The 12,736-nt window shown below is 67.8% G+C and carries 11 protein-coding genes and 2 tRNA genes; 7 read left to right on the top strand and 6 right to left on the bottom strand.

What is annotated here, in order from left to right; translation table 11 throughout:
- Positions 1-87 precede the first annotated feature (87 nt).
- Together ACR2JA_RS14050 and ACR2JA_RS14055 are read right to left on the bottom strand one after the other, a co-directional pair.
- Positions 88-585 (bottom strand): lipoprotein insertase outer membrane protein LolB, encoded by a 498-nt coding sequence (locus tag ACR2JA_RS14050; protein WP_434009703.1) that lies wholly within the window; start codon positions 583-585, stop codon positions 88-90.
- Entirely contained in the window at positions 582-2,396 is a 1,815-nt protein-coding gene (locus ACR2JA_RS14055) for a tetratricopeptide repeat protein (protein WP_434009704.1), read from the bottom strand. Before ACR2JA_RS14055 ends, ACR2JA_RS14050 begins: the two co-directional genes overlap by 4 nt.
- A 91-nt stretch (positions 2,397-2,487) precedes the next feature.
- Here ACR2JA_RS14055 and mutM point away from each other — a divergent pair, with 91 nt between their 5' ends.
- The 3 genes from mutM to mutY are packed head-to-tail and all read left to right on the top strand — an operon-like array spanning position 2,488 to position 6,379.
- Positions 2,488-3,303 (top strand): bifunctional DNA-formamidopyrimidine glycosylase/DNA-(apurinic or apyrimidinic site) lyase, encoded by an 816-nt coding sequence (gene mutM / locus ACR2JA_RS14060; protein ID WP_434009705.1) that lies wholly within the window; start codon positions 2,488-2,490, stop codon positions 3,301-3,303.
- Positions 3,304-3,347: 44 nt separating this feature from the next.
- Positions 3,348-5,300, top strand: a complete 1,953-nt coding sequence (locus tag ACR2JA_RS14065; RefSeq protein ID WP_434009706.1) for a dynamin family protein — start codon at positions 3,348-3,350, stop codon at positions 5,298-5,300.
- Entirely contained in the window at positions 5,297-6,379 is a 1,083-nt protein-coding gene (mutY, locus tag ACR2JA_RS14070; RefSeq protein WP_434009707.1) for an A/G-specific adenine glycosylase, read from the top strand. Before ACR2JA_RS14065 ends, mutY begins: the two co-directional genes overlap by 4 nt.
- A 5-nt stretch (positions 6,380-6,384) precedes the next feature.
- Here the strand turns inward: mutY and rapZ are convergent, their stop codons facing one another.
- Genes rapZ through ACR2JA_RS14085 form a run of 3 tightly spaced genes read right to left on the bottom strand, consistent with a single transcriptional unit; the run spans position 6,385 to position 9,895 of the window.
- Entirely contained in the window at positions 6,385-7,296 is a 912-nt protein-coding gene (gene rapZ / locus ACR2JA_RS14075; RefSeq protein ID WP_434009708.1) for an RNase adapter RapZ, read from the bottom strand.
- Positions 7,293-8,936: a DNA repair protein RecN gene (gene recN / locus ACR2JA_RS14080; protein WP_434009709.1), complete on the bottom strand. Its 1,644-nt coding sequence runs from the start codon at positions 8,934-8,936 to the stop codon at positions 7,293-7,295. Before recN ends, rapZ begins: the two co-directional genes overlap by 4 nt.
- Positions 8,937-8,989: 53 nt before the next feature.
- Positions 8,990-9,895, bottom strand: coding sequence for an NAD kinase (locus ACR2JA_RS14085; protein WP_434009710.1), 906 nt, complete (start codon positions 9,893-9,895; stop codon positions 8,990-8,992).
- Positions 9,896-9,991: 96 nt separating this feature from the next.
- Between ACR2JA_RS14085 and hrcA the strand changes: the two genes are divergently transcribed.
- The 4 genes from hrcA to greB all read left to right on the top strand — a co-directional run bounded on the left by hrcA (position 9,992) and on the right by greB (position 11,899).
- Entirely contained in the window at positions 9,992-11,011 is a 1,020-nt protein-coding gene (gene hrcA / locus ACR2JA_RS14090) for a heat-inducible transcriptional repressor HrcA (protein ID WP_434009711.1), read from the top strand.
- A gap of 36 nt (positions 11,012-11,047) precedes the next feature.
- Positions 11,048-11,124, top strand: a tRNA-Ile gene (locus tag ACR2JA_RS14095).
- 35 nt (positions 11,125-11,159) lie between these two features.
- A tRNA-Arg gene (locus tag ACR2JA_RS14100) sits at positions 11,160-11,236 on the top strand.
- 99 nt (positions 11,237-11,335) lie between these two features.
- Positions 11,336-11,899 carry a transcription elongation factor GreB gene (greB, locus tag ACR2JA_RS14105; RefSeq protein WP_434009712.1) on the top strand — a complete coding sequence of 188 codons (564 nt, stop codon included), beginning with the start codon at positions 11,336-11,338 and terminating at the stop codon, positions 11,897-11,899.
- 11 nt (positions 11,900-11,910) lie between these two features.
- On the opposite strand, the gene ACR2JA_RS14110 is transcribed toward greB, so the two are convergent.
- On the bottom strand, positions 11,911-12,736 hold an 826-nt coding region (locus tag ACR2JA_RS14110), incomplete at its 5' end, for an ACT domain-containing protein (protein ID WP_434009713.1).

Genomic DNA, 12,736 nt, shown 5'->3' on the forward strand with positions numbered 1-12,736 from the left:
GGCCGGTGATGTGCAGGAACAGGTTGAGCTTGGCGGGGGCGCGCACGTCGCGCAGTTGCTGCACGGGCTCGCCCGGGGTGGCGTGGGTCATGGCTGGAAGACGATGCGCAGTTCGGCACTGGGTGCGGGGTCGGTGCGGCGGGCGGTGATGCGGCCTTCGGGCTGCCGCGAGAGGTCGGCCGTCCAGCCGTTGGCGCTGTGCGGCTGTCCGCTGAGCCAGGCGAACAGGGCGGTCACGGGCAGAGCGGTACCGCCCAGCTCGGTGGTCAGTTCGTCCAGGCTGGCGCGGCGGGTGGTCTGCTCCCCCTGGCGCAGCTCGGCGGTGCCCGGCGACCAGACCACCGTGGCCACGGTGTTGCCCAGCGGGGTGGTCAGGGCGAGTTCGCCGGCGTCGGGTGAGCCGGTCAGGTCAAAGCCGGCCGAAAACGACTGGGGTGGCGTGCTCGCCACCTGTACCGCCAGGCGGCCGCTCCAGTGGGCCTGGCCGGGGGGCGGCACACGTAGCGTGGCGCAGGCCACGAGCAGGCCCGCACAGCACACCAGCGCCAGCCGACGGGTGGCGAGCCGCGGGCTGGAAAGACTCATGGTTTAACGCGCAGGCGTTTGAGCGTGGACTGCAGGGTTTCGTTGTCGCTGGCCAGCAGCAGGCCTTCGCGCCAGATTTTCAGGGCCTGCTCGCGCTGACCGCTGACCCACAGCACCTCGCCCAGGTGGGCGGCGATTTCAGCGTCCGGGCGTTTGCTGTAAGCCGCCTGAAGGATGGATAGGGCGCGCGGCGTGTTGCCCAGGCGGAATTCCACCCAGCCCAGGCTGTCCTGGATGTAGGCGTCTTGCGGTGCGAGCTCGACCGCCTTTTCGATCAGCTGCTTGGCTTCGGCCAGGCGCACGCCCCGGTCGGCGAGGGAGTAGCCCAGCGCGTTGTAGGCGTGGTGGTAGTCGGGCTTGAGCGCGATCAGGCGGCGCAGCAGCTGTTCCATGACGTCCGGCTTGCCGGCCTTTTCGGCCATGGAGGCCTGGTCGTAGAGCAGGTCACCATCGTCGGGGTAACGGGCCGCCGCTTCGCCATAGACCTCGAAGGCCTGCTGCCAGGCTTTCATGTCGCGCAGCAGCTGGGCTTCGGCGGCGAGTTTCAGGCGCGCGTCTTCCGGGCGGCGTTCGGGCTGGTTGCGCAGCAGGGCGCGGGCTTGCGCCAGCTGGCCTTGTTTGGCCAGCAGCGACGCGCGGCGCATCTGGGCGGCCATGATGTCGCTGGCGTTTTCGATGCGGTCCAGCCAGGCGTTGGCCGCGGCGTAGTCCTTTTGCTTTTCGGCGATCTGCGCCATGAGCAGGTAGGCCTGTGTCAGGCCGCGCGCGCTGCGCTCGTCGCCCGACTGGCGGGCCAGACCCATGTACCGGTTCAGCGACTGGGCGGCCGCCGGGAGCGCGTTGTCTTGCACCTGCAGGGTGCCTTGCAGCAGCCAGGGTTCGGGCAGCTCCGGCTGTTGTGCCGTCAGCTGTGCCAGCTGGACGCGGGCGTCGGCGTTGCGCTGCAGGTCCAGCAGGATGCGGGCGTACGCCAGCGACACATTGGGCGCGCCCGGTACGCCGCGCGTCGCGGCTTTCAAATGGGCCTGGACGACCGCCTCCGCGCTGGCCTGGCCACGCTCCATGAGTTCCAGCGCCAGCAGGGCGGGGTAGGGCGATGCCGGGTCGGCGGCTTGCCCGGCCTGTGCTGCTGCCAGCGCCTGTGGCACCTGGTCGTTGGCCAGTTCCATGCGGCCCAGTGTGGTCCAGGCAGCCGCGGCGTGTTCGGGCTGCTTGAGAGGGCCCGCCAGGGCCTCGCGCACCACGCGCAGGGCCAATGCTTTATCGCTCACGCGGGCAAAGGTCTGCGGGACGGCGTTGATGATGTCGTTGCGCTCGGCCACGCTGCTGCGTTCGAGCAGGGTGCGCAGTACCGGAGCGGTTTCGCCGGGGCGGTTGAGGGCCAGCAGGATCTGCAGCACAAAGCGGTGGGCATCCACCGACTCGGGCAGGGCCTGCGCCCAGGCCTGGGCGGCGGTCAGCGCAGCGTCTCCCGAGCGGGCCTGCAGGGCCACTTCGACCGCCCGCCGGTAGAGCTGGTCGTCGCGCTGCTTGCGTGCGGCGTCCAGGATGAGCGAATAACCCGCGCCCGGCTCGCCCGCGTTCACCTGCATCTCGCCCAGCAGCAGCTGGTAAAACAGCGGCGCGTTGAGCTGGGAGTTGACCACGGGCTCTGCCACCGTCGGGGTGCTGGTGTTGACCGCCGCTGGCGTTTGCGCCGCGCCGGCTCCGGACAAGGTCAGCAGCACGGCGCCCAGCAGGGAGGCGATCACCGGCGATGCGGCGCGAAAACGCCCTGTGACCTGTTGGGCGGGGCGGTGCAAGGTGTTCATCGGGTCATGATAATGGAAGGGTCTGGGCGCGCCTGGTGTGATGCCCATGTCCCCGGATCGTTCCGGTGGATGCTTCAAAAGCCACCGTCTTATGCCCGAATTGCCCGAAGTGGAAGTGACCCGTCGCAGTTTTGCCGACCGCATCGCGGACGCGCAGGTGGTGGGGGTGCACATGGGCAAACCGCTGCGCTGGCCGCTGGGCTGTGACCCGAAAGTCTTGGTGGGCCGCACGGTGCAGACGGTCGCGCGCCGGGGCAAATACCTCCTCATCCACCTCGACCAGGGCTTGCTGCTGTTGCACCTGGGCATGTCGGGCAGCCTGCAGTTTGCGGCGCAGCTGCCGCCACGCGGTGTGCACGATCACTTTGAACTGGAGACCAGCCGGGGCCGCCTGCGGCTGCACGATCCGCGGCGTTTCGGTGCCGTGGTGCACGCCGAGGCCATCGACGATCCGGTGGCGCGCAAGCTCCTGGGCGGGTTGGGGGTGGAGCCGCTGGAGGTCGGTTTCGATCCTGTGAGCTTCCACGCAGCCCTGCACCAGCGGCGCGCCAGCATCAAGCAAGTGCTGCTGGCGGGCGACATCGTGGTGGGCGTGGGGAACATCTATGCGTCCGAAGCCCTGTTCCGGGCCGGCATCCGCCCCACACTGCGCGCCGATCGGCTGAGCAAACCGCGGGCACTGCGCCTGCACGGTGCGATCGTGGGGGTGCTGCAGAAGGCACTGGCTCTGGGCGGCAGCACCCTGCGCGACTTCTCCAGTGCCCAGGGCGAAAGCGGTTACTTCCAGCTCGACGCCATGGTTTACGGGCGCGAAGGCCAGCCCTGCCGGGTGTGCAGCTCCCCCATCAAGGGCATCCGCCAGGGGCAGCGCTCGACCTTTTACTGTCCGCAGTGTCAAAAGCCCTGAGCGCGCGCCGATACTATGGACACCAGAACCCGATGAGCCGGCCCATGAGCTTCAACCAGGAATTCGACGAACACGGCGCGTGGCGCAAGCAGTTTGCGCTGCGCCTGAAACTCCTGTCGGAGTGGCTGACCGATCACGACCTGCTCGAAGCCGGGGTGCGCGAACGGCTGGACCAACTGCACGCCCAGGTCAAGAACGACAAGATCACGGTGGCCTTTGTGGCCGAGTTCTCCCGCGGCAAGTCCGAGCTGATCAACGCCGTGTTCTTCGCCGGTTACGGCCGGCGCATCATGCCGGCCAGCGCCGGTCGCACCACGATGTGCCCGACCGAGCTGGGCTACGACGCCGAAGTCCCGCCCTGCCTGCGCCTGCTGCCCATCGAGACGCGCCTGCAGCCGCAGTCGCTGATGGACTGGCGCAACGCTCCCGACAAATGGGAGCGCGTGAACCTGGATGTGAACGACCCGCAGCAGCTGGCGCGCGCCATCCAGAAGGTGGCCGAAGTGCGCCGCGTGACGCCGGCCGAGGCTGCCTCGCTCGGGTTCTGGGACGACGAGGTGCCCGACGACAACCCGCCGCTGGGCAGCGACGGCCTGATCGAGGTGCCCAAGTGGCGCCACGCGCTGATCAACATGGCGCACCCGCTGCTCAAGCAAGGTCTGGTGATCCTGGACACGCCGGGGCTCAACGCCATCGGCGCCGAACCCGAACTGACGGTGAGCCTGCTGCCGCAAGCGCATGCGGTGGTGTTCATCCTGGCGGCCGACACGGGCGTGACCAAGTCCGACCTGACCATCTGGCGCCAGCACCTGGCCACGCTGGGCCAGGGGCAGGAGGCGCGGCTGGTGGTGCTCAACAAGATCGACACCATGTGGGATGCGCTGAGTGCGCCCGAGCAGGTGCAGTTGCAGATCGCCGCGCAGCGCACCGACTCGGCCGACATCCTGGGCCTCTCGCCCTTGCAGGTGCTGGCGGTGTCGGCGCAAAAAGGGCTGCTGGCCAAGGTCAACCGCGACGACAAGCTGCTGCAGGCCAGCAACCTGATGGAGCTGGAAACCGCACTGGGGCAGGGCCTGCTGGGGCAGCGCCGCAAGATCCTGGGGGCCGCGGTGGCCAAGGGCATGGAAGCGCTGCGCCAGGAAACCGGTCGCCTGGTGCACACGCGGGCGCGCGACCTGGTCGAGCAGATCCAGGAACTCGAAGGCCTGCGCGGCAAGAACGCGGGCACGATCAAGCAGATGCGCCTGCGCATCGAACAGGAGCAGGCCGACTTCGACGCCAGCGGCGCCAAGATCCAGGCGGTGCGTTCGGTGCACCTGCGCCTGCTCAAAGACCTGTTCGCCATGCTCAGCACCACGCACCTGAAAGACGCGGTGACCGGCCTGGCGCGTGCGCTCAAGCAACCCGGCATCAAGCTGGGCGTGCGCCGTGCCTACGGCCAGACATTTGAGCGCCTGGGTGCCGACCTGGCCCACGCCGACCGCCTGGCCGGCGAGATCCAGTCCATGCTCGAAGGCAGCTTCAAGAACCTGAACGCCGAGTACGGGTTCTCGCTGCAGCCGCCCACGCCGCCCAAGCTGGCGCAATACGGCAAAGACCTGGACCTGATCGAGAAGAGCCACCTGCAGTACCTCAGCCTGGGTAACGCGCTGCGCCTGGCACAGCCGGAGTTTGCCGAGCGGCTGGCGCGTGCGCTCATGAGCCGTCTGCGGGTGGTTTATGAAACGGCGGTCAACGAGGTGGAGCTGTGGAACAAGTCGGCCGCGGCCCAGCTGGACGCCCAGCTGCGCGAGCGCCGCCGCAATTTCGGTCGCCGCATCGAGGCGGTTTCGCGCATCCAGCAGGCCGCGGGCGGGCTGGACGAACGCATCCGCGAATTGCAGTCGCAGCAGGCCCAGCTGCACCTGATGGACGCCAAGCTCGCCGAGCTGACCGACCAGCTGCTGGCCGTGCCGCTGGACGCGCCCGCGCCGGGCACCGAAGCCGTCGCGGCATGAGTCGCACCCCCACCGCCGCGGACACGCCCGTGCCCGCCGGCTTTGCCGAGCGCCTGATTCACTGGCAGCGCTGCGCCGGGCGCCATGGCCTGCCCTGGCAGGGCACCCGCGACCCGTACCGTGTCTGGCTGTCCGAGGTGATGCTGCAGCAGACCCAGGTCAGCACCGTGCTGAACTACTTTCCGCGGTTTCTGGCGCGTTTCCCCGACGTGCAGGCGCTGGCGCAGGCCACGCCCGACGAGGTGATGGCGCTGTGGAGCGGCCTGGGCTACTACAGCCGCGCGCGCAACCTGCACCGCTGTGCGCAGGCGGTGGTGGCCGAGCACGGCGGCGTGTTCCCGGCCCACGCCCACACGCTGGAAACCTTGCCCGGCATCGGCGCCTCCACGGCGGCGGCCATCGCGGCGTTCTGTCACGGCGAACGCATTTCCATCCTGGACGGCAATGTGCGGCGCGTGCTCACACGCCTGCTGGCCTTCGGTGGCGACCTGGCCCAGCCCCCCCAGCAACGGGTGCTGTGGGACCTGGCGCAAGCCATGCTGCCCGCGGCACCCACCGGTGACGACATGGCCGCCTACACCCAGGGTCTGATGGACCTGGGTGCCACGCTGTGCACGCGCAGCCGGCCCCGTTGTGATGCCTGCCCCATGCGCACCCTGTGCCGTGCGGCCGAGGCCGGTGAGGCAACGAAATACCCGGTGAAGACGCGCACGCTCAAACGGCGCCACGAGAGCTGGTGGCTGCTGGTGCTGCGTGCCGATGGCGGCGACGAGCCCCATATCTGGCTGCAGCGCAGACCCTCGCGTGGCATCTGGGCCGGATTGCACTGCACGCCCGTGCTGGCCAGCGAGGCCGAGGCCCTGGCCGCCTTGCCGCCTGGTTGTCGCCCCGAATCGGTGGTTGCGCTGGAGCCGGTGGCGCACAGCCTCACGCACCGCGAACTGCGGCTGCACCCGCTGCTGGTGGACGTGCCTGCCAGCGCGGTGTCCGGTGACGGCCAATGGGTGGCCCTGTCGGGTTTGTCGGCGGTCGGCCTGCCGGCGCCGGTGCGCGTGTTGCTCGACCGCCTGCCGGACTGAGCGGTTCAGGTGCGGGGTTGGGCCGCGGGCCAGGACGCGGCCTCACGGTGGCGCACCCGGGTGGCCCAGTCGGCACCAAACGCCGCGCCCAGCTGTTCGGCCAGGTAAACGGAGCGGTGCTGTCCGCCGGTGCAGCCCACGGCCACCGTCACATAACTGCGGTGGTCGGCCTGCATCTGCGGCAGCCACTGGCGCAGGAACTGGGTGATCTGCTGCTCCATGCGCTGCACGTCGGCTTGCTGCGCCAGGTAGTCGGCCACGGGCGCATCGCGCCCGGTCAGGGGTTTGAGATCGGGCACGTAGTGCGGGTTGGGCAGCATGCGCACGTCGAACACGAAGTCGGCGTCGATCGGGATGCCGCGCTTGAAAGCGAACGATTCGAAGACCAGCGTCAGACCCGCCTGCGCGGTGCCGATCAGGTCCTTGATCTCGGTGCGCAGCCGGGCCGGCAGCAGCAGACTGGTGTCGATCACCTTGGCCTGTTCGCGCAGCTGGCTCAGCAGCTCGCGCTCGTGCTCGATCGCATCGGTCAGCAGGCGGTGCTGGTCGTCGTCGGTGTGGTGCAGGGACAGCGGGTGGCGCCGGCGTGTTTCGGAGAACCGGCGCACCAGCGTGTCGGTGGTCGCATCCAGGAACACGATGCGCAGTTGCACCGCATGGCCCGGCGACTGGCGCAACAGCTCCAGCTGCTCGGGCAGCGCGGGCAGTGAAGCCGCGCTGCGCACGTCGATGGCGATCGCCACCTTGCGTGCGCCGTGGCTCTGTTCCAGCGCGATGAACTGTTGCAGCAGTTCGGGTGGCAGGTTGTCGACGCAGTAGTAGCCCAGGTCTTCCAGAGCGGTCAGCGCGACCGACTTGCCCGAACCAGACATGCCGGTGACCAGCAGCAGATCGATGGTGGGGGCGGTCGTGCTCATGCGGTCAGCAACTCGCGCGCATGGGCCAGGGACACTTCAGACTGCTCGTTGCCACCGAGCATGCGAGCGAGTTCGCGCACCCGTTCGTCGTGGCCGATGGTCGCCACCTGGCTCACGGTCTGTGCGCCGCTGCGCTGCTTGCTCACCAGCAGGTGGTGGTCGGCACAGGCCGCCACCTGGGGCAAGTGGGTCACGGCCAGCACCTGCCGGTCCAGCCCGAGCTGGCGCATCAGCTGGCCAACGGTGTGTGCCACGGCGCCGCCGATGCCCGAATCCACTTCGTCAAAAATCAGCGTGGGCGCTTGCCCCAGCCGGCTGGTGACCACCGAAATCGCCAGGGCGATGCGCGAGAGCTCGCCGCCCGAGGCCACCTTGCCCACCGGTTTGGGTGTCACGCCCGCATGACCCGCCACCAGGAATTCGATCTGCTCGCGGCCATGGGCCTGGGGCTCGTCCAGCGGGGTCAGCGCCACGTCGAAGCGGCCGCCTTGCAGGCCCAGGGTCTGCATGGTGTCGGTGACGGCTTTGGCCAGCCGGGGCGCGGCTTTCTGGCGCTGCGCGCTCAGCGTTTTGAGTTCGGCGTCCAGGGCCTTGCGGGCCTCGCGCTCGGCTTGCTGAAGGCCGGCCAGGTCCAGCGCCTGATCCAGCGCGGCCAGTTCGGCTTTCCATTGCGCCAACAGTTCGGCCAGTTCCTCGGGCGGGCGCCGGTAGCGCCGCGCCAGCGACATCCACAGCGCCAGGCGCTGGTCCAGCGCGTCCAGGCGTGCCGGGTCCCGTTCGGTGTGCCGGCTGTACTGCAGCACGGTGTGCGCGGCGTCTTGCACCTGCGCCAGCGCGGCTTCCAGCGCTTCGATGGGCTGCGCGAACTGAGGTTCGATGTGCGCCTGCGCCTGCAGGGCCGAGAGCGCGCGGTGGATCAGGCTGGCCGCGCTCGGTTCGTCTTCGTCCAGGGCGGCACCGGCCAGCTGGGCCGCGTCCAGCAGGGCCTGGGCGTGGGCCAGGCGGCTGTGCTGGGCGTTGAGTTCTTCCCAGTCGCCAGCGGCGGGCGCCAGCTTGTCGAGTTCGCCGATCTGCCAGGCCAGGCGCTCGCTGTCCTGCTGCAGGCTGGCCTGGCGCGCGCTCGCGTCTTCCAGTGCCAGGCGCTTCTGGCGCCACAAGGCCCAGGCCTGTCCGGCGGCGCGGGTGTCGATCTGGCCGAAACCGTCCAGCAGGCCGCGCACCGCATCGTGGCGCGTCAGGCTCTGCCAGGCGTGCTGGCCGTGGATGTCCACCAGTTCGTTGGCCAGGACCTTGAGCTGGGCCAGGGTGGCCGCGCTGCCATTGATCCAGGCGCGGCTGCGGCCCTCGGTGTCCACCGTGCGGCGCAGCAGCAGACCGTCTTCCACCGCAAAGCCTTGCTCTTCCAGCCACGTCGCCAGTGCGGGCGGGCTGTCGAACTCGACCGCGATTTCGCAGCGGGCTGCGCCTTCGCGCACCACGCCGCTGTCGGCACGTGCGCCCAAGGCCAGTTGCAGCGCATCGATGAGGATGGATTTGCCCGCACCGGTCTCACCGGTCAGCACGCTGAAACCTGTGGCCAGATCAAGGTCCAGCGCAGGGACGATGACGAAGTCGCGCAGGGCGATGCGGCGGAGGCTCATGGGTGTGGAACGAGAGGGTTGTGCAGGACGGATGCGCGTATTTTGACCGCGAATCAGGCCCCCTCGTTCCAGTGCAGTTTCTTGCGCAGGGTGTCGAAATAGCTCCAGCCAATGGGGTGCAGCAGGCGCAGCGTGTGCTCGGAGCGGCGCACCACGATGCGGTCGCCGTGCAGCAGGCTGGTGAGCGACTGCATGTCGAAATTGGCACTGGCGTCCTTGCCCGACACGATCTCCACCGCGATCTCGCTGTGCGAGGGCAGGACGATGGGCCGGTTGGACAGCGTGTGCGGCGCGATCGGTGCCATCACCCAGCCGCCAATGGCCGGGTGCAGCAGCGGTCCGCCAGCCGACAAGGCATAAGCGGTGGAGCCGGTGGACGTCGCGATGATCAGGCCGTCGGCGCGCTGGTTGGCCACGAAATGGCCGTCGACCTCGACCCGCAGCTCGATCATGCTGGCCACGCCGCCACGGTTGACCACCACGTCGTTGAGCGCTGTGGCCTCGAACACGCAGCGACCATCACGCCAGACGCTCGCAGCGATCAGGGCGCGCGGGTCTTCTTCGTAGGCTCCGTGCAGGATGGGTTCGAGCTTGTCGCGGTAGCTGTCGATCGGGATGTCGGTGATGAAGCCCAGGCGCCCCTGGTTGATGCCCACCAGCGGCACACCGTAGCGCGCCAGCTGGCGACCGATACCCAGCATCGTCCCGTCTCCGCCCACCACCAGGGCCAGCTGGCAGGACTTGCCGATGGCCGGCACTCCGAGCGCGGGGTATTGCAGCAAGCCGGTGTTCAGGGCGGTGTCCTGTTCCAGCGAAACATCACAACCTTGGTCGTGCAGGAAATGGGCGATTTCATCGACCGTGTGGCGCGAGCCAGGGGCCTGGTATTTGCCCACGATGGCCACGTGAGGGAAGCGCAGACCCGCAGGGCGGATGCTGTCGTTGGGGGTGTGGCTCATCGGTAAATTACAACACAGCGCCTCCGGCACGCAGGCAAAGGCAAACCCTTGTGCGGCGGTGCGTGTCAAGGCCGGTTGCGTCCGTAAAATGAAGCCATGCTGGATGACCGTTCCAAGTTGCTGCTCAAAGCGCTCGTCGAGCGATACATCGCCGACGGGCAGCCCGTGGGCTCGCGCACGCTGGCCAAAGCCGCGGGGCTGGAGTTGTCGCCGGCGACCATCCGCAACGTGATGAGCGACCTGGAAGAACTGGGCCTGATCGCCAGCCCCCACACCTCGGCCGGCCGCATCCCCACCGCGCGTGGGTACCGTTTGTTTGTGGACACCATGCTCACCGTGCGACGCGAGGCGCTGGCTCCGGTGCCCGACCTTTCCGCGCCGGGCATCGAGTCGGGCCAGCCGCAGCGCGTCATCAGCCACGCTGCGCAGATGCTGTCGAGCCTCTCGCAGTTCGTCGGCGTGGTGATGGCGCCGCGCCGCGCATCGGTGTTCCGCCACATCGAATTCCTCAGCCTCTCCGAGCGGCGTGTGCTGGTCATCCTGGTCTCGCCCGACGGCGACGTGCAGAACCGCATCATCCACACGCAGGTCAACTTCACCCAGACCCAGCTGTTGGAGGCAGCGAACTTCCTGAACGCGCACTACGCCGGGTTGACCATGGAAGACGTGCGCGCCCGCCTCAAGACGGAACTGGATGTCCTGCGGGGCGAAATCGCCGGCCTGATGCAAGCGGCGGTGGAGATCGGCGCCGACAACGACACCTCCCAGGACGAGGTGGTGGTTTCCGGTGAACGCAACCTGCTCTCGGTCAGCGAATTTTCCAGCGACATGGGCAACCTGCGCCGGCTGTTCGATCTGTTCGAGCAGAAAACCCAGCTGGTGCGCCTGCTCGACGTCTCGGCCCAGGCCGACGGCGTGCGCATTTACATCGGTGGTGAAAGCCAGGTCGTGCCCTTTGAAGACCTGTCGGTGGTGACCGCACCCTACGAGGTGGATGGTCAGGTGGTGGGCACGCTGGGTGTGATCGGTCCGCAGCGCATGTCGTACGAGCGCATGATCCAGATCGTGGACGTGACCGCCAAGCTGGTGAGCAACGCGCTCAGCCACAATAAATAACGGTCCCCCAGCCTCTACAATCGCCGGTCGTTCGAGGGGCCGTTAGCTCAGTTGGTCAGAGCAGAGGACTCATAATCCTTTGGTCGTTGGTTCAAGCCCAACACGGCCTACCAAAAGTCGAAAAAACCGTGCTACAATGCATGTCTTCGCGGCTGTAGCTCAGCTGGATAGAGTACTTGGCTACGAACCAAGGGGTCGTGGGTTCGATTCCTGCCAGCCGCACCATATGAATAGCCTGCAGCCAAAAGCTGCAGGCTTTTTCATTTGTGCTCACCGTTCACGGGCGATTGGCCCGATATCCCGAACCGCACCGTTCCGTCATCCATGAGCAAGGCCTTCACCCGAGAGTCCGACCAGGACGACGACGATGACGATCTCCCGACGGTTGCGCCAGCGCCAGGGGGCAAAAATTACATCACCCGTGCCGGTTACGACCGGCTGAGGGCAGAGCTGTTCCAGCTCATCGACGAGGAGCGTCCGCGCATCGTCGAGGTCGTGCACTGGGCGGCCAGCAATGGCGACCGTTCAGAAAACGGCGATTACCTCTACGGCAAGAAACGGCTGCGCGAGATCGATCGGCGCATCCGCTTCCTGACCAAACGGCTGGAGATTGCCGAGGTGGTGGACGCGTCGCTGCACCACGGCGGCGATCAGGTGTTTTTTGGTGCCACGGTCACCTACGCAGACGCAGATGGCAAAGAGACCACGGTCACCATCCTCGGCGTGGACGAGGTCGAGAGTGCGCAGGGGCAGATCAGCTGGGTGTCGCCGGTCGCACGTGCACTGCTCAAAGCGCGCGTGGGCAACGTGGTTCGGCTCTCGGTGCCGGGTGGGGTGCAGGAACTGGACGTACTGGCGGTGCATTTTCCCGTCCCGGCGACCCGCTGAGCGGGCGCCCTTCAGGGTTTGAAACGCTGCGCCTTGAGCACCGAGGTCGTGCGCTGGAGGCTGCGCAGCACATCGTCCAGGTGTTGCCGGTCGCGCACGGCGACCGAAAACCGGATATCGGTGGCCGTCTGTGCGGGTTCGTCGCCCATGTCCACGTGTGTGATGTCGGCTTCTGCCTGAGCAATGGCCGATGCCACGCGGGCCAGCACGCCCTTGCCGTTGGTGACGGTGACCACCACCAGGGTTTCAAACGGTCGAACCGTCTCGTCGGCCCACTCCACTTGCAGGAAGCGTTCGCTGTCCCGTGCCAGCAGTCGTTTGCCGGTCGGGCAGTCTTCGGTGTGCACGATCAGCCCTTCGCCCCGGCCAAGGTAGCCGACGATGCGATCGCCCGGAACGGGCTTGCAACAGGATGCGTACTGCACCGACAGCCCTTCGCTTCCGTCCAGGCTGACCACGCCCTGGCCCGCCGAGTCGTCTTGCCCTGCGGCGTAGCGTTCCGTGCTGATGAGCAGGGCGTCGGGCTTCAGGCCAGTCTCGGCCAGCAGCACCGCCAGCTTTTTGCCCACCATGTTGGCGATGCGTTTGCCGGTACCGATGTCTGACAGCAGTTCGCTGCGCGTTTTGTTGCCGGTGAAACGCAGCAACTTGTCCCAGGTGGCTTTGAACTCGCCCATTTCGTCCGGCAGGGCGGGAATGCCCTCCGAGCGCAGTGCCTGTACGAGCATGCGTTCGCCCAGTTCGTGCGATTTCTCGTGGGCCAGCGTCTTGAGGTGGTGGCGGATCTTCGACCGCGCCCGACCGGTCTTGACGAACGTCAGCCAGGCGGGGTTGGGC

It is taken from the genome of Hydrogenophaga sp., assembly GCF_051007235.1.
Lineage (GTDB): Bacteria > Pseudomonadota > Gammaproteobacteria > Burkholderiales > Burkholderiaceae_C > Hydrogenophaga.

What these genes read in the sequence shown, in the direction of transcription:
- ACR2JA_RS14050 (WP_434009703.1), bottom strand. Translation starts at nt 585, where the DNA reads ATGAGTCTTTCCAGCCCGCGGCTCGCCACCCGTCGGCTGGCGCTGGTG.
- ACR2JA_RS14055 (WP_434009704.1), bottom strand. Translation starts at nt 2,396, where the DNA reads ATGAACACCTTGCACCGCCCCGCCCAACAGGTCACAGGGCGTTTTCGC.
- mutM (WP_434009705.1), top strand. Translation starts at nt 2,488, where the DNA reads ATGCCCGAATTGCCCGAAGTGGAAGTGACCCGTCGCAGTTTTGCCGAC.
- ACR2JA_RS14065 (WP_434009706.1), top strand. Translation starts at nt 3,348, where the DNA reads ATGAGCTTCAACCAGGAATTCGACGAACACGGCGCGTGGCGCAAGCAG.
- mutY (WP_434009707.1), top strand. Translation starts at nt 5,297, where the DNA reads ATGAGTCGCACCCCCACCGCCGCGGACACGCCCGTGCCCGCCGGCTTT.
- rapZ (WP_434009708.1), bottom strand. Translation starts at nt 7,296, where the DNA reads ATGAGCACGACCGCCCCCACCATCGATCTGCTGCTGGTCACCGGCATG.
- recN (WP_434009709.1), bottom strand. Translation starts at nt 8,936, where the DNA reads ATGAGCCTCCGCCGCATCGCCCTGCGCGACTTCGTCATCGTCCCTGCG.
- ACR2JA_RS14085 (WP_434009710.1), bottom strand. Translation starts at nt 9,895, where the DNA reads ATGAGCCACACCCCCAACGACAGCATCCGCCCTGCGGGTCTGCGCTTC.
- hrcA (WP_434009711.1), top strand. Translation starts at nt 9,992, where the DNA reads ATGCTGGATGACCGTTCCAAGTTGCTGCTCAAAGCGCTCGTCGAGCGA.
- greB (WP_434009712.1), top strand. Translation starts at nt 11,336, where the DNA reads ATGAGCAAGGCCTTCACCCGAGAGTCCGACCAGGACGACGACGATGAC.